The 24,058-nt window shown below is 72.6% G+C and carries 19 protein-coding genes; 7 read left to right on the top strand and 12 right to left on the bottom strand.

The genetic code is table 11. From position 1 onward, the window contains the following. The first annotated feature begins 45 nt into the window (after positions 1 to 45). Positions 46 to 534, top strand: a complete 489-nt coding sequence (locus tag IC607_RS01875; protein WP_191785291.1) for a MarR family winged helix-turn-helix transcriptional regulator — start codon at positions 46 to 48, stop codon at positions 532 to 534. A 147-nt stretch (positions 535 to 681) separates the two neighbouring features. Here IC607_RS01875 and IC607_RS01870 read toward each other — a convergent pair whose 3' ends face one another. From IC607_RS01870 to manD, 3 genes are all read right to left on the bottom strand, one after another. After that, positions 682 to 930, bottom strand: coding sequence for a hypothetical protein (locus IC607_RS01870; RefSeq protein ID WP_191785290.1), 249 nt, complete (start codon positions 928 to 930; stop codon positions 682 to 684). A 272-nt stretch (positions 931 to 1,202) separates the two neighbouring features. Then, on the bottom strand, positions 1,203 to 1,718 hold the full coding sequence (locus tag IC607_RS01865; protein WP_191785289.1) for a hypothetical protein: 516 nt from the start codon (positions 1,716 to 1,718) through the stop codon (positions 1,203 to 1,205). Further along, positions 1,708 to 2,991, bottom strand: coding sequence for a D-mannonate dehydratase ManD (gene manD / locus IC607_RS01860; RefSeq protein ID WP_370525950.1), 1,284 nt, complete (start codon positions 2,989 to 2,991; stop codon positions 1,708 to 1,710). Before manD ends, IC607_RS01865 begins: the two co-directional genes overlap by 11 nt. Before the next feature lie 213 nt (positions 2,992 to 3,204). On the opposite strand from manD, the gene IC607_RS01855 reads away from it, so the two are divergent. Continuing rightward, positions 3,205 to 4,206: a LacI family DNA-binding transcriptional regulator gene (locus IC607_RS01855; protein WP_191785287.1), complete on the top strand. Its 1,002-nt coding sequence runs from the start codon at positions 3,205 to 3,207 to the stop codon at positions 4,204 to 4,206. A 128-nt stretch (positions 4,207 to 4,334) separates the two neighbouring features. Here the strand turns inward: IC607_RS01855 and IC607_RS01850 are convergent, their stop codons facing one another. The 6 genes from IC607_RS01850 to IC607_RS01825 form a co-directional block, all read right to left on the bottom strand. Further along, positions 4,335 to 5,507 (bottom strand): hypothetical protein, encoded by a 1,173-nt coding sequence (locus IC607_RS01850; protein WP_191785286.1) that lies wholly within the window; start codon positions 5,505 to 5,507, stop codon positions 4,335 to 4,337. Positions 5,508 to 5,623: 116 nt separating this feature from the next. Next, positions 5,624 to 6,244, bottom strand: a complete 621-nt coding sequence (locus tag IC607_RS01845) for a hypothetical protein (RefSeq protein WP_191785285.1) — start codon at positions 6,242 to 6,244, stop codon at positions 5,624 to 5,626. Continuing rightward, the gene (locus IC607_RS01840; protein WP_191785284.1) at positions 6,241 to 7,119 is read right to left on the bottom strand and encodes a hypothetical protein; all 879 of its coding nucleotides are present in this window, start codon (positions 7,117 to 7,119) and stop codon (positions 6,241 to 6,243) included. Before IC607_RS01840 ends, IC607_RS01845 begins: the two co-directional genes overlap by 4 nt. Continuing rightward, a complete protein-coding gene (locus IC607_RS01835) occupies positions 7,116 to 8,003 on the bottom strand; it encodes an ATP-binding cassette domain-containing protein (RefSeq protein WP_191785283.1) in 888 nt (295 codons plus the stop codon). Before IC607_RS01835 ends, IC607_RS01840 begins: the two co-directional genes overlap by 4 nt. Beyond that, positions 8,000 to 8,821, bottom strand: a complete 822-nt coding sequence (locus IC607_RS01830; protein ID WP_191785282.1) for a zf-HC2 domain-containing protein — start codon at positions 8,819 to 8,821, stop codon at positions 8,000 to 8,002. Before IC607_RS01830 ends, IC607_RS01835 begins: the two co-directional genes overlap by 4 nt. A 1-nt stretch (position 8,822) precedes the next feature. Then, positions 8,823 to 9,386, bottom strand: a complete 564-nt coding sequence (locus IC607_RS01825; protein ID WP_191785281.1) for an RNA polymerase sigma factor — start codon at positions 9,384 to 9,386, stop codon at positions 8,823 to 8,825. 160 nt (positions 9,387 to 9,546) lie between these two features. Here IC607_RS01825 and IC607_RS17750 point away from each other — a divergent pair, with 160 nt between their 5' ends. Beyond that, on the top strand, positions 9,547 to 10,476 hold the full coding sequence (locus tag IC607_RS17750) for a GGDEF domain-containing protein (RefSeq protein WP_191785280.1): 930 nt from the start codon (positions 9,547 to 9,549) through the stop codon (positions 10,474 to 10,476). A gap of 59 nt (positions 10,477 to 10,535) precedes the next feature. On the opposite strand, the gene IC607_RS01815 is transcribed toward IC607_RS17750, so the two are convergent. From IC607_RS01815 to IC607_RS01805, 3 genes are all read right to left on the bottom strand, one after another. Further along, positions 10,536 to 13,241: a discoidin domain-containing protein gene (locus tag IC607_RS01815; RefSeq protein WP_191785279.1), complete on the bottom strand. Its 2,706-nt coding sequence runs from the start codon at positions 13,239 to 13,241 to the stop codon at positions 10,536 to 10,538. 101 nt (positions 13,242 to 13,342) lie between these two features. Further along, complete coding sequence (locus IC607_RS01810; protein ID WP_191785278.1) at positions 13,343 to 14,731, bottom strand: DUF1996 domain-containing protein; 1,389 nt, start codon at positions 14,729 to 14,731, stop codon at positions 13,343 to 13,345. A gap of 294 nt (positions 14,732 to 15,025) precedes the next feature. After that, on the bottom strand, positions 15,026 to 17,806 hold the full coding sequence (locus IC607_RS01805; protein ID WP_370525949.1) for a discoidin domain-containing protein: 2,781 nt from the start codon (positions 17,804 to 17,806) through the stop codon (positions 15,026 to 15,028). Positions 17,807 to 18,218: 412 nt separating this feature from the next. Here IC607_RS01805 and IC607_RS01800 point away from each other — a divergent pair, with 412 nt between their 5' ends. From IC607_RS01800 to IC607_RS01785, 4 genes are all read left to right on the top strand, one after another. Continuing rightward, positions 18,219 to 19,397: a LacI family DNA-binding transcriptional regulator gene (locus tag IC607_RS01800; RefSeq protein WP_225224286.1), complete on the top strand. Its 1,179-nt coding sequence runs from the start codon at positions 18,219 to 18,221 to the stop codon at positions 19,395 to 19,397. Positions 19,398 to 19,529: 132 nt separating this feature from the next. Continuing rightward, positions 19,530 to 20,966 carry a Gfo/Idh/MocA family protein gene (locus IC607_RS01795; RefSeq protein ID WP_370526013.1) on the top strand — a complete coding sequence of 479 codons (1,437 nt, stop codon included), beginning with the start codon at positions 19,530 to 19,532 and terminating at the stop codon, positions 20,964 to 20,966. Beyond that, positions 20,963 to 21,790: a 3-ketoacyl-ACP reductase gene (locus IC607_RS01790; RefSeq protein ID WP_370525948.1), complete on the top strand. Its 828-nt coding sequence runs from the start codon at positions 20,963 to 20,965 to the stop codon at positions 21,788 to 21,790. Before IC607_RS01795 ends, IC607_RS01790 begins: the two co-directional genes overlap by 4 nt. Further along, complete coding sequence (locus IC607_RS01785; protein WP_191785276.1) at positions 21,790 to 23,868, top strand: FAD-binding protein; 2,079 nt, start codon at positions 21,790 to 21,792, stop codon at positions 23,866 to 23,868. Before IC607_RS01790 ends, IC607_RS01785 begins: the two co-directional genes overlap by 1 nt. Positions 23,869 to 24,058 lie beyond the last annotated feature (190 nt).

Below are 24,058 nucleotides of genomic sequence, written 5' to 3'. Positions count from 1 at the left end.
ATTCGTGAGGGCACTAACTATAGCGTGGACGCCTACGATGCCCGTATGCCCGAGGAGCTCGTCGACCCGCTGGCCGTCGAGGCGCAGCTGTGCCTGGCCGTCTCGGCCGCGGCGCGGGCGCTCGTCGGGTTCTACCGTCCTCTGCTGGAACCGCTCGGCCTGACCCACCCCCAGTACATGGCGATGCTCGCCCTCTGGCAGCACGGTGACCTCTCGCTCAAGGAGCTCGCGTCCCACCTGCACCTGGAGCCGCCCACCGCGTCGCCGATCGTCAAGCGGCTCGAGGCGATGGGGCTGGTCGAGCGTCGTCGGGCGGGGGGAGACGAGCGCGTGCTCGCCATCTCCCTGACCGAGCGCGGCCGCGAGCTGCGCGAGCAGGCGGTCGGCATCCCGGCCGCGATGCTCGACGGCCTGGGGATGACGGTCACCGACGCGGACCGCATCCGTGCGGCGGTCGACGATCTCCTGGCAGCTGCGACCCACGCCGCAGCCGGCCCACGACGGGGCCGTTCGCCGGCTGACCGCAGCGAGTAGTCGGTCTCCTTCGAGGCAGTTCGAGTCGTGGTCGCCGCGGCCGACCTGGCGTTTTTTGCGTCGGACTGAGTCATCGTCCTGGCCGCGTCGGACCCCTTGTCCTGCTCCGCAAGGCGCTTCCCGTCGTCGCCGGCTTCCGCGACCGCTTCACCGCCAGCGGTGAACGCGGCCGTTGACCACGGCCTCGTGCGAGCCGCCCGGTCGGCGCCGCCAGGGACGGTCATCCATCAGCACCGCGAGCCCGATTCCTGGCACGAGGGCGACGAGGGCGCCGACGAACGTGATGGCGCCATCTTGGATGACGGTGTTCTTCGCGTCCCCGTCGACCGACGCATGAATGTCACCCGCCGCCATCACGCTGTCGCCAGGTGAGGTGGGGTCGGACAGCACGTCCACGGTTCCCGCGCATCCGGTCTCGGTCGAGGCGGGGTACCACTCCTCCTCAGGCAGGCCGTCGGTGGTGGAGACCGACCCGTGCAGCAAGACCTGGTCCGCGCCCGCGGGGCGCTCGACGACCGCGCGGACGTGGTCCGAGTCGTAGCAGCCCTAGCGCGTGCACGCTCGCCAGATCTCGGCGCCGTGGGCCGTCGTCGCGGCGCCGTCAGGGCTCGAGCCGCCCGCGTACCCGCGCTCCACCGGGCCCATGCGTCGTGGACGCCCACGTCGTCTCAGTGGTCGAGTCTCCGGACCGGCTGGGCGGGAAGGTCCCAGAGCAGGTCGTCGGTGCCGACGAACGCCACTTCGCCCTGTCGGACCAGGGTGCGCAGACCGTGGAGCAGGGCGGCGCCGGGGGCGGCCAGCACGGTCGTGACGCCCGTCGGGCGACCGATGCCGAACATGCCGTCCTGCAGGGGCGCGCCGGCGTCGATCGTCATCCGGTCACCCAGCGCCGTGCGGACGGCCGGGGCCCACGGGGCAGCGCACGGGTGCTCGTCGCGGGCAGCGATCGTCCCGCGCCCGGCCGCGTGGGTGACGACGGCCAGCACGACGTCGTGCTCGTCGACGGACGTCCGCTCGTCCGCGACCGTCAGCGAGCCGCCCCAGCGCGACGTCGCGTTGGACAGCTCGGCGTGGACCGTCCGGACGACGGCGTCGTCGAGGTCCGCTGCCAGCAGTACGCGCCGCGAGCCGAGCGGACGCCACACCTCGTCGGGCAGCCACATCGGGTGGGCGTCACCAGTCATGGACGGTCCCGTCCTTGAGCCGGTTGAACGGCAGGTAGGCCTGCTGGTACGGGTAGCGCGCGGCGACGTCGTCGTCGTACAAGACGCCCAGCCCTGGCTCGTCGCCGGGGTGCAGGAAGCCGTCGACGAACGTGAAGGTGGACCGGAACGTCTCGTCGGTCCGGGCCCCGTGCTGCATGTACTCCTGGATGCCGAAGTTGTGGATGGCGAGGTCCAGGTGCAGCGCGGCGGCCATGCCGACCGGCGAGATGTCGGTGGGACCGTGGATGCCGCTCTTGATCTGGTACTGCGCGGCGAAGTCGAAGATGCGCCGCAGCGCGGTGATGCCGCCCGTGTGGGTGACCGCGCCGCGGACGTAGTCGATGAGCTGCTCGCGGACCAGCGTCTGGTAGTCCCACACGGTGTTGAAGACCTCGCCGATCGCGAGCGGCGTGGTGGTGTGCTGGCGGACCAGGCGCAGGGCCTCCTGGTTCTCCGCCGGCGTGCAGTCCTCGAGCCAGAACAGGTCGTACGGCTCCAGGTCCTTGCCGAGCCGCGCGGCCTGGATGGGGGTCATGCGGTGGTGGCCGTCGTGGAGCAGGGGGAGCTCCGGGCCGAACTCGCTGCGGACCGCCTCGAAGACCGTGGGGATGTGGCGCAGGTACGCGCGGGTGTCCCAGTCCTCCTCGGCCGGGAGCGCGGTGCGCTGGGCGGGCTCGTAGTCGTAGCGGCCGCCGGTCGACGGCTGCGCGGCGACCCCGTAGACGGAGTCGATGCCCGGCACGGACGTCTGCACGCGGATGGCGCGAAAGCCCTGCTCGCGGTGCTTGCGGATGGAGTCGAACAGCTCCGGCAGGTCGCGGCCGCTCGCGTGGCCGTAGGCGAGGAGGCCGTTCCTGCTGGCGCCGCCCAGCAGCTGGTACAGCGGCATGCCCGCGAGCTTCGCCTTGATGTCCCACAGGGCGACGTCGACCGCGGCGATCGCGGCCATGGTCACCGGCCCGCGGCGCCAGTACGCCGAGCGGTACAGGAACTGCCACGTGTCCTCGATGCGGTGCGCGTCGCGGCCGATCAGCAGCGGGACCACGTGGTCCTGCAGGTAGCTGACCACCGACAGCTCGCGGCCGTTGAGGGTCGCGTCGCCCAGGCCGACGACGCCGTCCGCGGTGGTCAGGCGCAGCGTGACGAAGTTGCGGTCCGGGCTCGTGACGAGCACCTCGGCGCGGGCGATGGCGGTGCCGCCGGCGCTGCTCGTCGGGGTGGTCGTCGAGCCGGTCTGGTCGGCGCTGCTCACGCTCTGCTCCTTCGTCGACGGCCGTCCGGCGGTGCTCGTCGTCGGCCACCTGCGCGCGGCATCCGTGCCGCGCATTCGTCGTCGGGACGACCCTAACCCGCGTTCCTCATCCGCGGCAATCGTTTGCCAGTTGTTGCCGAAGCGTGGCCTGGGAAGGCAGGATGGCTCTCGATCCCGTCGGGTGGACCGGCGAGATGAGCAGGCAGGAGCCTCATGCCCGAGCGAGCACCGACGCTCCGCGACGTCGCGGAGCGCAGCGGCGTTGCCGTCTCCACCGCGTCCCGCGCGCTGTGCATGCCGGGACGCGTCAACGCGGTGACCGCCGAGCGCGTCCTGGCCGCCGCGCGCGACCTCGGGTACTCGGCCAGCGCCGCCGGGCGGGCGCTGAGCTCCGGCCGCACCCAGACCGTCGCGCTCGTCGTGCCGGACATCATGAACCCGTTCTTCTTCGGCATCATGCGCGGCACCCAGTCCCGGCTGCGCGAGGGCGGGTACGTGCACGTCCTCGTCGACACCGAGGAGTCCGTGGAGGCCGAGGAGCGCACCCTGCGCAGCATCCGCGGGACAGTCGACGGCGTCATCCTCGCGGCCTCGCGGATGGGCGACGACGACATCGCCCGCTGGTCGCAGGACGTCCCGCTCGTGACGATCAACCGGACAGTCCCCGGCGCGGAGTTCGCGAGCGTCGCGATGGACACCCCCAACGGCGAGGTCCAGGCGCTGGAGCACCTGGTCTCGTTGGGGCACAGCCGGATCGCGTACGCGGGCGGCCCGCGGACGTCGTGGTCGGACGGTCACCGGCGTGAGGCGCTCGCGCTCGCGGCCGGGCGACTCGGCGTGGAGCTCGTCGGGCTCGGTCCTTACGCGCCCAAGCGCGAGGCCGGTCCGGCGGTCGCCGACGCGGTGCTCGCATCCGGTGTCACGGGCGTGCTCGTCTTCAACGACCTGCTCGCCTTCGGGGTCCTCGACCGGCTGGCCGCGCGCGGAGTCGACGTGCCCGGTCGCCTCAGCGTCGTGGGCTGCGACGACGTGTTCGGTGCCGACCTGGTCCGGCCCGCGCTGACCACCGTCGCCGTGCCGACCGAACGCGCCGGCCACCATGCCGCCGACCTGCTGCTCGCGGCGCTGGATCGGCTTCACCCGCGCGTCGCGGCGTCGGTCGAGCTCCCCACCCACCTGGTGGTCCGCGACTCGACAGGCCCGGCGCAGGCCTGACGGCCGCGGTGCCGCCGAACCTGCGATCCTCACCGCCATCCGCCCTGCCACCGACGTCGAACCTGCGATCATGACCGTCATCCGGCCGGATGGCGTCTGCGATCGCAGGTTCGGCGGAGTAGGTGGCGTCAGCGGACCTCGAGGACCGTCCACCAGTCGTTCGTGTCGCGCGCCGCGAAGCCCGTGACCTCCTGGCGGCCGCCCGTCGCCGCCGACGAGCGTAGGTGCGAGTGCAGCGCCGCTCCCGTCGCCGCGTGGACCAGCCGGACCCGCGCGCCCGCGCACCAGGGGCCGCCGCCGTCCACCTCGAGGCGCCAGGCGTCGGGCTGGTCGCCCAGCTCGACGAGCTGCTGCCCCGTCACGGGCGAGCGCGCCCCGGCGCGGCTGGCCAGGTAGGAGCCGCTGCGCACGTGGCGCAGCGCGACCAGGTCCTCGTCGACCCATCCGTCGGGCGTCGTCTGCTGCGGAGGGCCGGGCGCGCCGAGCTCCCAGCGCTCGGCGTCGCTCGCCGTGGCGTGGACACCGGCCACGCGCCGACCGTCGGCGTGCAGGGTCGCCCCGGTCCGGGCGTGGGAGAGCGCGACGACGTCACCGCGTCGGACGGTGCGCGCCGGGTCGGCGGGGCTGGACGTCAGCACCACGGGCTTCTCGGCGCGGTAGTCCTGGACGAAGAACCCGCGCCACGTCGGCCCGTTCGAGGCGACCCAGCCGGCCTCGCCCGGCGTCAGCCGCACCTCGCGCCCCGGGCTGTTCGAGTCCGTGATCAGCACGGACGTCACGTCGCCCTCCCGGACGTAGCCGTGCGCGACCACCTGGTGGTTCGTGCCGACGGCACCGATGCTGCGCGCCACGACCAGGCCGAGCGGCACGGGCCGACCGTCGTCGATCGCCTTGACCACCTGCGGCAGCTCGTCCTCGGCAGTCCGCCGCCGGACGCCCTTGAGGGGGCCCATCGAGCCGTCTGCCAGGACCGACCACGTCAGGAACGACGCGGCCGACAGCACCCGGAACGAGTCGAAGAGCCGCGCGCGGATGGCGTCGGCGAGCCAGTTGTCGTCGGGCGGCACGCGCTGCGGCGCCCACAGGCCCGGTCCCCACCGCGGGGCGGGCGCGCCAGCGTGGAACAGGTCCAGCGACAGGTACGCCATGCCGCCGCACCGCCCCCGCGTGGTGATCTTCGTGCCGTTCGGCAGCGTCGCGAACACGTCGACGAACGCGTTCGGGAACGCGAACCCGTGCACGTCGGGTCTGAACCCGGTCCGCTTCTCCACCACGACCGCCTTCCACTCGTCGTCCCCCACGGTCCAGGAGTACCGGCGGTCGACGGTGATACCGCCCGGCTGACGGCAGCACCCCGCCGCACCTGGGACGGGAGGTGCCTCGTGGGACGCGATCGAGTCCCTCGCGTTCACTCCCGTCACAGGTGGGGCGGTTTTCTGATCGGGACCCGGCGTGGACAGTGCTCGCGAAGCAGGGCTCCTGCGAGGACGAGCGAGGCCGCCGCGGCGGCGATCGACCACAGCGCAGCGCTCGTCGCCCACGCGTCGGTCGGCCAGACCGGGAACAGGGCGAGCCGGCGCGGGGCGGGCCGGATCAGGGCGAGCGCCAGGGCCGCGGGAACCGCGATCGAAGCGACCCGCCGGCCCGGGCTCGGTGCACCGCGTCGGCGCAGGGCGACGGTCACGGCGAGCGCGACCAGAGCCACGCCCGCACCCTGCAGCAGGAAGAGTGGGAGATGCGCGGGCAGCCGGTCGCGCGCAGCGACCAGCGGCACCGCCCACGCGACGAGGACGAGCGGCACGACGCAGCACCGCGCGACCGTCCGCCAGGGCAGCGCGCGCGGCAGGGTGTCGACGAGCGCGGCGAGCGGCTCGTCCATCGACCACGCGACCGCACCGCCGACCACGCCGAGCGCCGCCCCCTGCAGCGGCCACACCACCGACGGTCTCCACGCGACGAGGGCCAGCAGCCCGGGCACCAGCACGCAGCCGGTCGCGACGACGTGCCACGGGACGGCGGCCGCCGCGTAGGTCCTCATCGCGTCGGTACGGGGTTGACCAGGGTGTGGTCGAGGCCGGTCAGCGCGGACAGCAGGCAGGCGACCACCGTGAGCACGACGAGCGACAGCGCGACCAGCCGCAGGCGCCGCGAGCGGGCGCCCGGGTCGTGCCACAGCGCGCCGACGACGCACAGCCCGCACAGCCCGGCCAGGTAGACGACCCACCACTGCGGCGATCCGGGGAACATCAGGGCGCGCATGTCGTCGCCCTCGACCCCGAACGGTCCGCCCCAGTACGTGAACGGCATGAACGTCCGCACGCCGCGCAGCGGGGCGACAAGCCCCTGCATCACGATCGCGGCGGCGACCAGCACGACCGAGACCACGATCGCGACGCTCCGCCTGGGCCACCACCGACCCAGCAGCAGGCCGAGCAGCGGCCCGCCCAGGGTCGACATCGCGCCGCAGCCGAACAGCACGGCCGGCGCCCAGCCCGTCGGCGCGTCGCCGAACGGGTAGCCCGCAGCGGTGGGTGGCTGCTGGTGATAGGTCAGGGACGCCCAGGCGAACCACGCCAGGCCGACGGCGAAGGGCACGGCGGCCGACCACGCCAGGGCCACGGTCTGCGCGCGCTCGGGCACCGGCGGCACGCCGGCGCTCTCGCGGAGCTGGCCGCTCCGGCGGGTGAGGGAGGCCATGACGACGACCCCCAGCAGGCCGATCGCCGCTGCGGGGACGACCACGTTCATGAGGCTCGAGCTGACGGCGTCAGGTCCGCCGAGACAGCTGACGACCACCAGCAGAGCGCCGACGAGGAAGAGCGGGCGGCTGGCGTAGCGGCGCATCTCGCGCACCACCAGCGGGCGGAGCACGGCCGGGCGCAGCACGGGCGCCTCGAGCGTCGCGGCGGTCATGCGCTCACTCCGTCCACGACCCCGTCGCGCGACGTCGCGCCGAGCATGAGCAGGTAGGCGTCCTCGACGGTCGGCTCCGCCGACCTCGCGTCCACCGGTCGGCGTCCGCCGATCGACCGCATGTCACCGCCGGCGGTCCGCCACGACTGCACGGCCCCCGGGGCCGCGGTGCCGGCGAGCCAGACCGAGTCGCGGCACGTCGCGACGAAGTCCGCGACCGTTCCCTCGTACCGGACGCGCCCGCCCGCGAGCACCACGACGCGGTCACACAAGGCGGCGACGTCCTCGGTCTGGTGGGTCGCGACGAGCACCGCGGCGGTCGAGGCGCGCTGCGAGACCAGGGCGCGCAGGCCGCCCCGCTGCTCGGGGTCGAGGCCCGTCGTCGGCTCGTCGAGCACCAGGAACGACGGCGACCCGAGGAAGGCCTGCGCGAGCGCGAGGCGGCGACGCTGGCCGCCGGACAGCGTGCGTACCTTCGCGCTGGTCCGGTCACCCAGGCCGACGAGGTCGAGCACGCGCAGCACCTCCGCTCGTCGGGCGTGAGCGTCGGTCCACTCCTTGAGGACCGCGACGTAGTCGACGAACGACGCGCACGTCATGGACCGCGGGATCGCGACCTCCTGCGGCACGTAGCCGAGCGCGCGCCGCACGGCGGTCCTGGCCTCGGCGCCACCCGTCGCATGGTAGCCGAGGACGGTCACCGAACCGGCGTCGGGGAGCATCGCCGTCGTCAGCAGGCGGATGAGCGTGGACTTGCCGGCCCCGTTCGGTCCGAGCAGCCCCGTGACGCCGAGGCCCAGGTCGAGGTCGACCGCGTCGAGCGCCACGGTCCGGCCGTAGCGCTTGGTCAGGCCTCGGGTGGTGACGATCGGTGGCGCGTTCATGCGGTACCTCCGGGAGCGTGCGACGAGCGGACACGGGCGACGAGCAGGACGGCCGCGGCTGCGGCGGCGACCAGGTAGACGAGCTGGGCGGGCGCGCCGAGCACCGTGGTGACGTCGTCGGCGCCGGCGCACAGCACCACGACCGTCAGCCAGAGGACGATCACGCCGATCGCCGCGGCACGTGGCGGCCACCAGGTCATGACGACGAGCGCCAGCAGGCACAGGACCAGCGCGGGTGTCAGCCAGGCCAGGGCGAGCAGTCCGACGCCCGGGATCACGGCGCCGACCACGACGCTCACCGGGACGGTCGCGACGACGACGGCGACCGTGCGCAGCAGCGCGAGCCGGAGCATCGAGTAGGGGGCGGTCGCCGTGAGGTCGGCCAGGAAGCCGGGCAGCGCGAACGCTGCGACGACGCCGAGGACCGGCACCAGCGGCGCGATGGTGAGGTAGGCGATCAGCCCGTGCACCGAACCCGACCAGGACGCGAGCGCCGCGGACGCCGTGAGGAGGAACGACGCGAGCGCCCACGGTCCGTGCAGCGAGCGGGAGGCGTCCAGGAGAGCGGCGTCGCCGGCCCGCAGCCCGCACCGCTGCAGTGCGCGGATCAGCACCGAGTGCCGCGGGGCGGCGATCTCGGCCCGCACGCGGCTCCAGACCGGGTCGACGACCGGCCCGACCAGACCGGCGACGACGGCCCGGCAGGACGGGCACCCCAGCAGGTGCGCCTCGACCGACGCCGACACGGCGGCGTCGGTGTGGCCCTCGACGTAGCGCGCCAGCAGCTCCGCGTTCTCGTGCTCCGTGGTGCTGGTCATCTCACGCTCCTCGCGCGTCGGTGGTCGGGAGCGCGACGAGGCTGCGGCGCAGCGCCTCCCGGGCCCGGCTGGCGCGGCTCTTGACCGTGCCGACCGGCAGATGGAGCAGGCGCGCTGCCTCCCGGGTGCTCAGCCCGTCCAGCACGGTGGCCTGCAGGACCGTGCGCAGCTCGGGAGACAGGGCGAGCAGTGCCGCGCCCAGGTCGCCGTGCGTGACCGACTGCAGGACCAGGTCCTCCGCACTGGCGAGCCGGGTGTCGAGCTGCTCGGTGCCGACGGGCGTGGGCGCCTTGTGGTGCCGCAGCCGCGACACGAGCCGGCGGACCGCGATGCTCCACAGCCATGCCGCGACCTCGCCGTCGCCGCGCCAGCCGGAGGCGCCCCGCCAGACGGCGACGAACGTGTCCTGCAGGACGTCGTCGACCACCTCGGCGTCGGCGTAGCGGCGCAGGAGCCGGACCCGGAGCCACGGCGTGTGCCGCGCGACGAGGACCCCGAGCGCGCGCTCGTCGCCGGCCGCCACGGCGTGCAGCACCGCCGCGTCGTCGTCGGGTTCGGTCCTCATACCCTGACTGTCGCAGCGTGCTGCCGTTCTGGTTCCGGGTTCGGGGCACTTCTTTCGGTGCCGCCGGGGCGGAGGCGGCTGGCGGAACGGCGGCCAGCGATCCGGCAAAGGTTGGGTGAACGGCCTCACGGACCATCTGACCAGCGACGATGCTTCCCCGGTGACCGACGTCCCCCACCTGATCCGTGACCTGCGCTCCGGCGCCGTCCCCGCCTCCGTCAGCGTCGCAGAGCTGGCGCGCCCGTTGCCGTCGATCGAGGCGGACCTGCCCGTGACCGACGTCGAGCGCATGTTCCGCGACGAGTCCGTGACGTGCGTCGGGGTCGTCTCGCGGGACGACCCGGGCCGCCCCGGTCTGCTCACGCGGTCCCGGTTCGCGCTGACCATGTCCGGCCGGCTCGGCTACGGGCGCGCGGTGCTGACGCGGCGACCCGTCCACGAGATCGCGGACTGGGAGCCCCTGGTGCTGGCGCCCGACGTCTCGGTCCTCGAGGCCGCGCTGCGGGCGATGGCTCGCCCGGAGGAGCGCCGGTTCGACGACGTCGTGGTGGCGTCCGACGTGTGGGCGAGCCTGGAGACCGCGGCGCTGGTGCGATCCCTCGCCGGGGCGCTGGCGGAGCAGGGCACGCGCGACGCCGTCACGGGGCTGGTCAACCGGCACAGCATCGTCCACACGCTGACCACCTGGGCCGCGTCGCTGGCCGGGTCGCAGCGGCGCCTCGTCGTCGTGCTGCTGGACGTGAACGGTTTCGCCGCCGTCAACGCCGCGCACGGGTTGGGCGCGGGTGACGCGGTGCTGCGCGAGCTGGGGCGGCGCGTCACGGCGGCGGTCCCGCAGGGCTGCGTCGTCGGCCGCTCCGGCGACGACGAGCTGCTGACGGTCGCCCTGCTTCCCGCGACCTCCGACGAGAGCGCGCGGGAGTACGGCGAGGTGCTGCGCCGTCGCGTCGCGGCCGCGGTCGACGCCCCCGCGCACTCGCTGCCGTGGCCGAGCGTGCGCACCTCGACGGCGGTCTCGCGCCCGGGGTGGGCGGACGCCGAGCTGCTCCTGCAGGAGGTCCACCGGACCCTGACCCTCGTCGGCGTCTGAACGCTCGTCGGCCCGGTCCCTCCACAGCGGGGACCGGGCCGACGAGCATCAGTGACGGATCAGCCGCCGTAGCTGGTGACCGTCGCGGGCTTGGTCTCCGTGCCGGAGGCCTGCGGCCCGGTGCCGTTGATGACGTGGGCGTACGTGCCCTTGCCACCGAGCGAGACGGTCGACAGCGAGTGCATCTTCACGCCGGGGGTGACGGGCACCTCGAAGCCGTTGTCGACGGTGATCGTCGAGTCGGTGGTGAACACGCAGTAGGACCCGAGACCCCAGGCCTCGTGGTTCTTCACGTTCGCTGCCACCTTGTACGCCGCGTAGCCGCGGATGCCGTCGTGCGACCAGGCGGCCACGGACGGCGGGTCGTACGGGAGCTCGTTCTGGAAGAAGATCGTGCGCCCGTTCTCGCCGTTCCAGAGCAGGTTGTACTTCTGGTAGTGCTCGACGAACAGGCCGTACCCGTTGACGTTGTTGCCGTTGACGATCAGGCCGTAGTCGGCGACGTTGTCGGTCCAGCCGGCGCCGGCACCGTGGTCGGCCCGCCACGACCAGATGTGGTCGATGATGGTGTTGTCGGCGTTGACGACGATGGCGTTCGTCGTCTTGCCGGCCACGACGCCGCCCACGCGGATGAACACGTCCTGGATGGACTGCGGGTCGCCCGCGTGCGACGTGCGCGAGCCCGCCGTGCCGATCGTGAGGATGGTGTTCGACTTCGTCGTGCCCTGGTCGAACAGCAGGCCGGCGATCTTGATGCCGTCCACGTCGGCGGTCTTCATGCCGTCGACGCCGTTGTCCGGGATGATCGTCGCGAGGCCGAGCCCCAGCACCACGGTGTCGGGTCGGGTCACGTTGATGGTCTGGTCCGTGTGGTAGACGCCGGGCGTGAAGATGAGGTTCAGGCCCTGAGCCAGAGCCTGGTTGATCCTCGCGGCGCTGTCACCGGGGTGGGCCAGGTAGAACTTGTCGAGCCCGATCGACGAGCCCGGCGTGTTCGGCCAGGTGACACCCGTCGTTCCCGATCGCAGCGACGGCACGAACACCGCCCACTTGCCGTCCTTCCAGTACAGGTACGGCTTCTCCCGCACGGCACCCGTGGTCGGCAGCGTCGTCACGGCCGGCTCCGGGAACGTCGTCGCCGGGGCGTTCTGCACGCCGGAGAACACCATGTTCCACAGCGTCCCCTCCCACCCGTTCGTCAGCGTCGAGTCGCGGGTGTACCACTGCTGCTGCGTCCAGGCCGACGTCTTGCCGTCGATCTTGGAGTCGGCGATGTAGCCGCCCGACGCCCAGCCGTACGCCGACGAGTTCAGCGCCAGGTCTCCCTTGACGTGCACCCGACGGAACGGGGCGGCCTGCGCGACGGCCCAGCGGTCCTGGCCGGTCGACGGCGTGACGGCGAAGTTCTCCGCCGAGCGCCAGAAGTTCTGCGTCGCGTTCCCGCCGAACCACTGCGCGTCGACCCACACGCCACCGTTGATCTGCACGTCGTCGGGGTTCTGGCCGGCGCCGCTGATCGCGGTGTAGAACCCGATGTTGGCCTGCAGGTTGTAGGTGCCAGGCAGGAACAGGAACTGGTCGCGCTCGGTGCCGAACTGGTTGGTCTCCTGCCGGCTGAACACGTCGTTGACCGTGGTCTGGATCGCGGACTGGTTGTCCGTGGGCTTGAAGACGTGGACGTTCGGCCCGAAGTCCGGGTTCGACGGGTCCGCCGCGGGGACGGCCGGGCCCGTCGGCGTGGTCGTCGGCGTCGGGGTGGGGGTCTGCGTCTGCGTCGGGGTGGGCGTCGGCGTCGTCGTCGAACCGCTGCCTGCGAACAAGCGGACCTCCCACAGCGAGTAGCCGTACCCGGTGCCCCGCTGGACGCCGGCGATGCGCACGTACCGGCCCTTGCCGGAGACCGCGACCGACGCCTTGCCGCCGGTGCCGGCGGTCACCGAGCCGATCGTCGTCCAGGTCGTCCCGTTGTCGGACGCCTGCACGTCGTACGCCTTGCCGTACGCACCCTCCCAGTCCAGCTCCACCTTGCACAGGACCTGCGAGGAGCCGAGGTCGACCTGCAGCCACTCGGCGTCGGTCGACGCGCTCGACCAGCGCGTCGAGTCCTTGCCGTCGAACGCGTTGGCGGCGACGTAGTCGGAGCCGGCCTGGACCGACGAGGCCGAGGCAGGCTTGGCGAGGGCGACGTTCGTGGTGCCGCACGTGCCGGCCGGCGTCGTCGGAGCGGGGGTCGTCGGCGTGGCCGTCGTCGTACCGTCCGGGCCGAACACCTGGAACTCGTACAGCGAGTACCCGTACCCGGTGGCGCGGGCGGTGCCCTGCATGCGGACGTACCGACCGCTGCCGGAGGCCGCCACGGTCTGCGTGCCGCCGGTGCCGTTGGTGACGGTCGCGACGGTGGTCCACGTCGTGCCGTTCGTCGATACCTGGATCTGGAACGCCTTGGCGTAGGCGGCCTCCCACTGGAGCTTGACGCTCGAGATGGTCTTCACCGAGCCGAGGTCCACCTGGAGCCACTGGTTGTCGGTCGCCTGGCTGGCCCAGCGGGTGGTGCCGTCGCCGTCGACGGCTTGCGACGGTGCCAGGTAGCCGGTGTTCTCCGAGCTGGAGGCCGTGGCGGACTTGCCCTGGGAGAGGTTGATGTCGGCCGCGCTCGCGGACGAGGCGATCGACGTGATGACGCCGGCCGCGACGAGCGCGGCGGACAGCCCGGCGGAGACGAGCGCCAGCGAGCGCCGTCCGCGGGACGGGGAGTGCGTGTGCATGGAAGTCCTTCGGGGTGGGGGCGGACGTCGGCGTCCGCCGGGGAGGTGCGCGGCCCGGCCGCTCGATGAGCTCTGACCGGGCCGCGCGGGTCAGGCGACCGTCAGCCGATCAGGTGGAAGCTGTTGTCCAGCACGCCACCGGCCCACGGCTTGTACAGGTCGTAGCCCTGCGGGTTGCACTGCAGGCCGCCGTTGATGCAGTGCTCGACGAGCGCCTGCAGCACGGTCGGGTCCCAGCCGTTGAAGAAGTCGTAGTGGAACGAGTACCCACGACCGCTCGCGAAGGAGACGTTCGACAGGTTCCCGTCCACCGGCCAGGACAGCTTCATCTCGATCATCGGGACGGGCACCGGGTGCGACGGCGGGCACTCGCCGTTGACCGGGTACGCCATGTGGCTCTTGTGGTCGGCCGAGTCCAGGTCCTTGCCGTTCCAGCAGCTCGGGGCCTGGTAGCGGACGTTGAGGTTGGAGCCGGCGGGGCAGGTGGCCGTCGGGATGTCCCAGTTCTTGGTGCTGTCGCCGCACTCGAAGCCCTCGACCGCGCCGGGCGCGTTCTTGAACTCGTCCTGCGTCGCCATCATGCTCCCGACGAGGAAGCGCAGCCCGGCCGGGAACGGCTGGACCAACTTGTAGTCGAGGATCCCCGACTTGTAGTAGATGGTCTGCAGGTTGCTGGCCACCACCTGGTTGCCGCCGCGCAGGAGCGTCGGGAACCAGTAGCCGGAGCGGTCCTGGGGAACCGTGCAGCTGGTGGTCGTGGTGCCGCCCAGCGAGTCGGCGGTCGTGTACGCGTTCGTCGACTTGTTGCCCATGAACGTGTGGTTGTGCGACTTGCCCGGCTGGCCGGGGAAGACGATCGGGTCGTCGTTCGCCGTGTGGTCCGGGGTGCAGTTGGCCTGGAACTCGTGGTGCGTCACCGTGGTGTCCGCGCCCGGCGGGGCCGGGGGCAGCGGCTTGGGCGTGTGCGCGGGCGGGGTGGTGCCGCCGGTGCCGAGCACCTGCAGCTCCCAGATCGAGTAGCCGTAGCCGGTGCCGCGGGCCGTGAGGTTGAGCCGGACGTAGCGCCCGGTGCCCGATGCGGCCACGGTCTGGTTGCCGCCCGTGCCGTTGGTGACCGTCGCGACGGTGCGCCACGTGCTCGCGTCGTCGGAGAGCTGCACGGTGAACGCCTTGCCGTACGCGGCCTCCCAGTTCAGGACGACGCTGCTGACGGTCGCCGTCGACCCCAGGTCCACCTGCAACCACTGGGCGTCGGAGAACGTGCTGCTCCAGCGGGTCGAGGTGTTCCCGTCGACGGCCTTGGACCCGACCATGTCCGGGTTCTCGGCCGACGAGGCGCTCGCGGTCTTGCCGACCGCGATGTTGGTGGGTGCGGCGGTGGCCGTGCTCGCCACGGCGATCCCGCCCGCCGTCAGCATCGCCCCGGCCAGACAGGCCGCGAGCCACGCTCGGGCGCGGCGCCTGGGCCGCACGGAGGTGTGGGTGGTCATGCGGAGGACTCCTTCAGGTGCGCACGTGCGTCGCGCGTGCGTCGTCGCTGCCCGTCGGTGGTGGCGCCGACGGGTGCGCGGGGCGGCCCGTGCCGGGCTGCCCGCGCTGGGCTGAGGAGCGGCCGCGTGCGGCCGGGACCGGGGAGGACGACGACGCCGTCGTCCTCCGAGGTGTGGCGTGACGCCCGAGGCGCCGTGCCGTCGTCGGGCTGCGTGTCCTGCGACCTCCGGGGGAGGTCGGTCCGGGCGGGGCCGCAGCCCACGACCCCGCCCGGACCGGTCTGTGTCAGGGGATCAGGCGTAGATCCCCAGCTCGTACAGCGAGTAGCCGTACGCGGTGCCGCGGGTCACGCCCTGGATGCGGACGTAGCGGGCGTTGCCGGTCACGCTGAGCGTGTCGACGTTCCCGTCGCCGTCGGTCACCGTCTTGATCGTCGACCAGGTCGCCCCGTCGTCGGACGTCTGCACCTGGTACCCCTTGGCGTACGCCGCCTCCCAGACCAGCTGGATGGTGGAGAACGTCTTCTTGGCGCCCAGGTCCACCTGGATCCACTCGTTGTCGGACCAGTTGCTCGACCAGCGGGTGGTGTAGTCGCCGTCGACGGCCTGCCCGGGTGACCAGTTGCCGTTGTACTGGTCGAACGACGACGCCGTGGCGGTCCTGCCCTTGGCGATGTTGGTCCCGTTGACCGCCGGCGGTGCGACGCGGAACGAGACCGTCTGGACGCCGACGTTGCCCTTGCCGTCCTCGGCGAAGATGTACGCCTTCCACACGCCCAGCATCTGCGGCGCGGTGAACGTGTACACGTTGCCGTTCTTGGTGAACGGCACCTCGAGCAGACCGCCCGCGTTGTTGATCGGCTGGCTGTTGAGGAACACGCGGTAGGTGATCGCGTCACCCTGGGGGTCGCTCACGGCGGCCCGCATGGTCACGGTCGATCCCGCGACGATGTTCGTCGAGCTGTCGATGGACATCGACTGGAACGTCGGCGGGGTGTTGACGCCCGCCTGGCCGGCCGAGCCGCCGTACATCTTGGCGATCGCGTAGTAGCTCAGGCGCTTGTTGCCGCCGGGGAGGACGTTGAACCAGATGCCGCCGAAGTCGCCCTCGGTGCCGTAGTGGAACATCGTCGCGCCGAGCGCCACGCCGCGGTGCGCCGCGAGGCAGTTCCAGGACTTCACGTAGCCGTCGGCGTTGTCCTGGTCGGTGCCCTGGTTGGCGATGCCGTTGACGTCGGGCTTCGCCTCCCACGACCCCTCCGGGCCGCCCTCGGTGAGGATGTACGGCTTGGTGTAGCCGCCGTCGATCCACGTCTGCTTGGTCGCGCAGACCGCGCCGTAGCTGTTCAGGCCGTACAGGTCGAGCGCCGGGGCGTTCGCCTTGAGGTACGGCCAGGCGCCGGTCCACGCGTCGGTCGACGTCACCGGGTGGTTGGGGTCGATCGCGTGGATCTGCACGGCGACGTCGTTGACGAACTTGGCGTAGGCGTTGCGGTTCTGCTCGACGCCGCCGCCGGTGGTGCCGCAGGAGCCGAGGCCCAGCAGCGACTCGTTGCCGACGTCCCACATCAGGACGCCGGGGTTGTCCTTGTAGGCGCGGACCTGGGTGAGGATGTCGTTCATCGAGTTGGACTTGTAGGTCGCGTCGTTGACGTAGTCCGGGCAGCCGCCCGAGCCGGGGCCGCCGCCGGGGGCCAGCCAGAAGCCCGCGATGACCCGGATGCCGTTGGCTGCCGCCTGGTCGAACAGTGACTTGCTGCCCGCGTCGGTGCCCCACGTGCGGATGGTGTTGACGCCCATCGCCTTGAGGTTGGCGACGTGGTTGGGGAAGTCGGCGACGGCCGGGCCCCAGGTCATGCCCTTGACGACCCACTGCTTGCCGTTGACCTGCAGGGCCCAGTTGCCCTGCGAGCCCGCGATCTTCACCTTGCCGTCGGCCGGTCCGTCGGGGACGTTCGGGTTGGTGAGGTCACCGCCCGTCGGGGGCGTGGTCTGGGTGGGCGTGGGCGTCGGGGTGGGCGTCGGCGTCGTCGTCGAACCGCCCGACGAGTAGACCTTGACCTCCCACAGCGAGAAGCCGTAGCCGGTGGCGCGCGTCTGGAGGTTGAGGCGCAGGTAGCGGCCCGTGCCGGCGGCCGTGATCGTCTCGTCGCCGCCCTTGCCGGCGGTCACCGACGCGATCGTCGTGAAGCCTGACGTCGCGCTGTCCGAGACCTGGACCTGGTACGCCTTGCCGTACGCGGCCTCCCAGCTCAGCGCGACCTTGCAGACCGCCTGGGACGAGCCGAGGTCGACCGTCCACGTCTGGTTGTCGGCGGCTGTGGTGGCGAAGCGCGTGTCGGCCTTGCCGTCCACGGCCAGACCCGGTGCGTAGCCGACACCCTCGGACGTCGACGACGTCGCGGTCTTCCCCTGCGCCACGTTGGTGGTGCCGCAGGTGCCCGACGGGGTCGTCGGCGTCGTCGTCGGCGTACCGCCTGCCGTGCCGAACACCTGCAGCTCCCACAGCGAGTAGCCGTAGCCGGTGGCGCGCTTGACGCCCTGCAGGCGCAGGTAGCGGCCGCTGCCGGACACGGTCAGCGACTCCTTGCCGCCCTTGCCCGTGGTGGTCGAGTAGATGTCCTTGAAGCCGCTCGTCGCCGAGTCGCTGATCTGCAGCTTGTAGCCCGAGCCGTACGCGGACTCCCAGCTCAGGTCGACGTGCTCGACGCTCGACGTGGCACCCAGGTCGACCTGGATCCACTCGGTGTCGGACGCGGTGCTGGCCCAGCGGGTGTCGGCCTTGCCGTCCACCGCGTTCGCGGCCTTGAGGTAGTCGGCGTTCTCGATGCTCGACGCCGTGGCCGCCTTGCCCTCGGAGAGGTTGACGGTCGCGGCCTGCGCGCCGACGGACGGGACGGTCAGCGCGACCGCGGCGAGGGCGCCGGTCGCGAGGAGGGCGGCGAGGCGGCGGGCAGTTCCGCGGGCAGTTCCGCGGGCAGTTCCGCGGGCACTGCGTGGGCCTGGTGCGGGGGCGGAGCCGCGCCGGGCGCGCGGCCCGGTGCGGTGGTGCGTGATGGACGTCCTGATGGACACGGAGTTCTCCCTTGGGCGTGCACGAGGGCCGTGCGGTGGCGGCCTGTCGGTCGCCGCCGGTGGTGGCCCGCGTGCCTGCAGTTCGTCGTTGACCTGCTGTGGAGCGCGCGTGCTGTGATGCCGAACGGTGCTGCTGCGCTGGGCTGCTGGTGGTGCTCTGGGGTGTCCCGGTGGTGCGATCGCCGGTGAGCGATGTGGGAGAGCGCTCTATCGCTGCTGCGAAGGTCTCGGGTGGTCAAGCTGGTGGCTTGGGGGATCCGAGGGGGTTCTGCGCCTTCCCGTCCGGTAGTTATACCCGATTTCACCCGCTCGCGCCTCATGTCGGACGAATTTCGGCGTCGCGTGACGCCCGTGAGGCGTCATTGACGGGCAACAGGCGGGATCGCGCTCTCCCGACTGGTAGCATCCCGTCATGCGGGAGGACTCGGACGACCACGCCGGCGGCGCAGGCCCCATGCTGCTCGACGCCGATGCGGCCGGGCTGACCCCGGGCCTGCCGGGCGGGACGCCCGACGCGGTCGCGGGCGGCACGCCGGGCGGTGGCCCGGCCCTCGGGCCCGACCTGGTCACCGCGCCCACGCTCGAGGACGTCGCCCGCGTCGCCGGCGTCTCGCGGGCGACCGTGTCCCGCGTCGTCAACGGCAAGCGCCGGGTCGCGCCGGCCATCCAGGAGGTGGTCCGCGCCGCGCTCGCCGAGACGGGCTACGTCCCCAACCTGGCCGCCCGGTCGCTCGTCACGCGCCGGACGGGGACCGTCGCGGTCGTCATCTCCGGCGCCGAGGCCGGCGGCAAGGGCGGCGAGATCGACTTCGCGGACCCGTTCTTCGGGCGTGTGATGGGCGGTGTGGTCCGGGCGTTGCGGCCGCGGGACGTGGACCCGCTCGTCATGATCGCCGAGACGGACGCGGACCGGGCGCGGGTCCTGTCCGCGCTGCGCAACGGCAACGCCGACGGCGCGCTGCTCGTCTCGACGCACGCCGACGACCCGCTCCCGGCGCTGCTCGTCGAGAACGGGCTGCCGGCCGTGATGTTCGCGCGGCCCGCCTCGCGCCTGCCCATCAGCTTCGTCGACGTCGCCAACCGGGACGGTGCCGCGCTCGCGGCGGAGCACCTGGTGGCACGGGGGTGCACGCGGGTCGCCGCGATCTCGGGACCGTTGGACGTGCCCGCGGCGCAGGACCGCCTGGACGGCTTCCGCGACGCCATGGCCCGCCTGGGCCATCCGTTCGTCCGCTTCGCCGAGGGCAACTTCACGTTCGAGAGCGGCCGGTCCGCCATGGACCAGCTGCTGGCGGGCGGTCCGGTCGATGCGGTGTTCGCCTCCAACGACCTCATGGCGATGGGGGCCGTCGAGTCGCTGTACCGCCAAGGCCTGTCGGTTCCGGACGTGCGCGTGATCGGGTTCGACGACAGCCAGCTGGGCGCTGTGTCGCGCCCCTCGCTGACGTCGGTGCGCCAGCCCATCGAGGAGATGGCGGGGGAGATGGCGCGCATCCTGCTCGACGTCGTCCTCGACGCGCGGCTCGAGCCCGAGCGGCGCCTGACGTCCGTGATCTTCACGCCGACCCTGGTGGTCCGCGACTCCGCCTGAGCGGCGGGGGGCCCGCCGGCCGGCGATGGCCGGATCGCGGCCGAGCGCTGGATTTCCGGTCGGGGGCCGCCGTAAGGTATGCGGGAACACGCTTTCCGTAGCGGACGACGACGCCCGCGTGACCCCGAGGACATCGTGAACGACCAGAACCCGACCGCCCCCCGCCCCGCTTCCCACCGTGCCACCGAGGCGGGAGCGGGCGTCGTCCCGGACTTCGCGCCCGCACCGCACGGCGGGCAGCGCCGGGTGGCGGTCGTCGGCACGGGGCACCGGGCCGGCATGTACGTCGGCGCGATCACCGGGGAGCACGCGGACGTCGCGACCCTCGTCGCCTGGCTCGACCCCAACCCGGGCCGGATCGACTACTACGACGCGCTGGTGGGGGGCGAGGCCGGCGCCGCCGACCTGCCGCGCTACGCGCCGGACGAGCTCGAGCAGATGGTCGCCGAGCAGCACGTCGACGTCGTCGTCGTGACCGCACCGGACCACACCCATGCCGACCTGGTCGCGCGCGCGCTGGCGGCCGGCGCGGACGTGGTCGTCGAGAAGCCGCTGACCACCACGGTCGAGGGGTGCCGCCGCATCACCGGCGCCGTCGCCGAGACCGGCCGCGACCTCACGATGACCTTCAACTACCGCTACGCGCCGCGGAACTCGTCGCTGCGCGAGGTGATCCGCTCGGGCGCGATCGGCGAGGTGACGAGCGTGCACTTCGAGTGGGCGCTCGACACCGTGCACGGCGCCGACTACTTCCGCCGCTGGCACCGCGACAAGCAGAGCTCGGGCGGGCTGCTGGTGCACAAGTCGAGCCACCACTTCGACCTGGTCAACTGGTGGCTGGACGACGTCCCCGCGCGCGTCTACGCGTCCGGCGCCCTGCGGTTCTACGGCGACAAGAACGCCGACGAGCGCGGGCTCGGCGACCGCCCGGCGCGTGGGACCGGGGCGACGGGCGACCCGTTCGCGCTCGACCTCAACGACGACCCGCGCCTCAAGGCCCTGTACCTCGACTCCGAGCAGCACGACGGCTACATCCGCGACCAGGACGTCTTCGGGCCGGGCATCACGATCGAGGACAACATGGCCCTCGTCGTGGACTACCGCGGCGGCGCGATGCTCACCTACTCGCTCAACGCGCACAGCCCGTGGGAGGGGTACCGCGTCACGGTGAACGGGACCGCCGGTCGCGCAGAGCTGTCGGTGGTGGAACGCGGGGCGATCGTGCTGAGCCCGGAGGGACGGCCGGTGCTGGACCCGTCGGCGAACCCTGGCGCGTACGGCACCTCGGTCCTGCGCCCCGAGGGCGACCATCTCCTGGTGCAGCGGCACTGGGAGGCGGCCACCGAGTACCCGATCCCCGCCGGGATCGGAGGCCACGGCGGTGGCGACGCCATCCTGCTCAAGGACGTGTTCCGCGGTCACTTGCGAATCTCCGACGACCCGCTCGGCCGGCCGGCGGGCTACCTGGACGGCGTGCGAGCCGTCGCGGTGGGCATCGCGGCCAACCGCTCCCTGCTCACGGGCCAGCCCGTGACGATCGCCGACCTGGACCTGGGCGTGGAGCTGTGAACGCTCCGGAGAGCCGCCCGACGGCGGACACGGCGGCGGTGCCGGCAGTTGCGCTGGTCACCGGGGGCAACCGGGGGATCGGTCTGGGGATCAGCCGACGGCTGGTCCAGGACGGGTTCGCCGTCTCGATCCTGGCGACACGCGAGAAGCCGGTCGACGTGCTGGCGGAGCTCCGCGAGCTGGCCGGCGCCGACGACCGCGTCCGGTACGTGCGTGGTTCCGTCGCCGAGGCGGCGGACCATCGCCTCTTCGTCGACGACGCGGTCGACGCCTGGGGGCGGCTCGACGTGCTGGTCAACAACGCGGGCGTCGCGCCGACCGTCCGCGCCGACCTCCTCGAGGCGGGCACCGACAGCTTCGACCGGGTCCTCGGCATCAACCTGCGCGGTCCCTACTTCCTCACGCAGACCTTCGCCAACCGCGTGATCGCGCTGCGCGGCGCGGCCGACGTCCCGGTCGACCGGCCCGTCGCCACCGTCGTCAACGTCTCCTCCATCTCGGCCACCACGGTCTCCACCAACCGCGGCGACTACTGCATCTCCAAGGCGGGCGTCGCGATGGCGACCCAGCTCTTCGCGGTGCGCCTGGCCCCCGAGGGCATCGTCGTCTACGAGGTGCGACCCGGCGTGATCGCCAGCGACATGACCGCGGGCGTGACCGAGAAGTACGACGCGCTCTTCGCGAGCGGCGCGGTCCCGGTCGCCCGCTGGGGCCGGCCGTCCGACGTGGCGGGCGCCGTCTCGATCCTCGCGTCCGGTCAGACGCCGTACTCGACGGGCGAGGTCTTCCACGTCGACGGCGCCATGCACATCCCGGTGCTGTGATGCAGACGTGGACGATCGACGGGCGCGAGGTCCCCGTCGTCACCGCCAACACCGTGGTGGTCGGGACCGGCTCCGCGGGGTTCTGTGCTGCGGACCGCCTGTGGGAGCTGGGCCAGGACGACGTCGTCATGGTGGCCGACAAGGTCAACGCCGGGTCCAGCCGCAACGCGGGCTCCGACAAGCAGACGTACTACAAGCTCACGCTGTCCGGTGGCGACGGCGACTCGGTGCACGAGATGGCGCAGACGCTGTTCTCCGGCGGTGCGATGGACGGCGACAACGCCCTGGCCGAGGCCGCGCTGTCCGCCCGCGGGTTCCTGCGCCTGTGCGACCTGGGCGTGCCGTTCCCGCAGAACCGGTTCGGCGAGTTCATCGGCTACAAGACCGACCACGACCCTCGTCGTCGGGCCACGTCCGTGGGTCCCTACACGAGCCGCAGCATGGTCGAGCAGCTCGAGAAGAAGGTCCACCGCAACGGCACCCGCATCTTCGACGAGTGCCGGGTGGTCGACGTCGTGGTGCGGGACGGCGAGGTCGTCGGGCTGCTGGTCCTGCGCACGGACGTGCCGCACGACGGCGCGCTCAGCCCATGGCTGCTGTTCCGCTGCACCAACCTCGTCTACGCGACGGGCGGCCCTGCGGGGATGTACGCGACGCGCGTGTTCCCCCACGGCCAGTGGGGCGCGTCGGGGGCTGCCTACCGCGCGGGTGTCCACGGCAAGAACCTCACGGAGTGGCAGTTCGGCCTCGCCTCCACGCACCCGCGCTGGAACGTGTCGGGCACGTACATGCAGGTCATCCCGCGGTTCGTGTCCACGGACGCCGACGGGAACGACGAGCGGGAGTTCCTCACCGAGGCGATCGACGACTACGGGCGCCTGCTGTCGATGGTGTTCCTCAAGGGCTACCAGTGGCCGTTCGACATCCGCAAGGCGCGCGACGGCTCGAGCCTCATCGACCTGCTCGTCTACCGCGAGACCGTGCTACGCGGTCGTCGGGTGTTCCTCGACTTCCGCCGCAACCCTGTCCGCGACGAGCTCGACGCGTCCGCCCTGAGCCCCGAGGCCCACGACTACCTGGAGCGCGCGGGCGTCCTGTTCGGCACGCCCATCGAGCGTCTGCGCGCCATGAACGAGCCCGCCTACCAGTTCTACCTGGGTAAGAACCCGTACGTGGACCTCGAGCAGCAGATGCTCGAGGTGGACGTGTGCGCGCAGCACAACAACGGCGGCCTGGTGGTGGACGCGTGGTGGCAGTCCAACGTCGCGGGGTTCTTCCCGGTGGGGGAGGCGGGCGGTGCGCACGGCGTCTACCGGCCGGGCGGTGCCGCGCTCAACAGCGGTCAGGTGGGGGCGACGAGGGCCGCGCAGCTCGTCGCCGCTCGTCGGACGCAGGCGCCGTCCGACGAGGCCACCTTCGCCGCCGCCGCAGGCCCGGTGCTCGCCGCCGCCGCGGGTCTGGTGCGTCGCGCGTCGGCGCGGGCCGCGGGCGGGACGCCCGACAACACCGGCGAGCTGCTGACCGCCGTCCAGGTGCTGATGAGCGAGAAGGCGGGCCCGGTGCGGTCGGCCGCGTCCATCCGCGAGGCGCTCGAGCAGGTGCACACGTGGCTGTGCGCGTACGACGACACGGTGTCCGCCGACGCCTCCAGCCGCCGCTCGGTCAACCGCACGTTCCTGGTCCGCGACATCCTCACCAGCGCGTACGTCTACCTGTCGGCGATGGCGGACTACGTCGCGCACGGCGGACGGTCGCGCGGCTCGGTGCTGTACACCGACGCCGACGGGACGCTTCCGCTCGTCGGGCACGGCGACGCGTCCGACGACGAGCTCGACCTGCCGGACGTCTTCCGCTTCGCCCTGGACGGCGGCGCGCTCGACGAGGAGGTCCAGGAGGCGGCGTGGGTCCCGCCAGGCGCGACGCCCGACGCGGCATGGTCGGCCGTCGAGCCGCGGTCTCCCGACGACCCCGCAGGGACCCCGGTCTTCCGCTGGCGCGCTCGTCGGCCCATCCCCGAGGACGACGACTTCTTCGAGAACGTCTGGCGCGAGTTCCGCGAGCACGGCAACATCCACTGACCCGCCCCCCACCTAGCCGCCCCTCCCCCGCCACGCGCTCGACCCACCCGCCCGCGTGCCTCTCTCCGCGACCGCGTGCCTGCCGCACCGAGGGCGGGTGGCGTGCGGCGCGCGCTCGCGCCGGCGGACGCGCGTTCGGTGAGGGGCCGGCGCGCGCCCGCGGTCGGGGCAGCCCTGGACTCGTGCCACG

Origin of the sequence: Cellulomonas sp. JH27-2 (genome assembly GCF_014837175.1) — a bacterium.
GTDB lineage: Bacteria > Actinomycetota > Actinomycetes > Actinomycetales > Cellulomonadaceae > Cellulomonas.
Note: the sequence above shows the minus strand (reverse complement) of the source record. Positions and strands in the feature narration are given on the sequence as shown.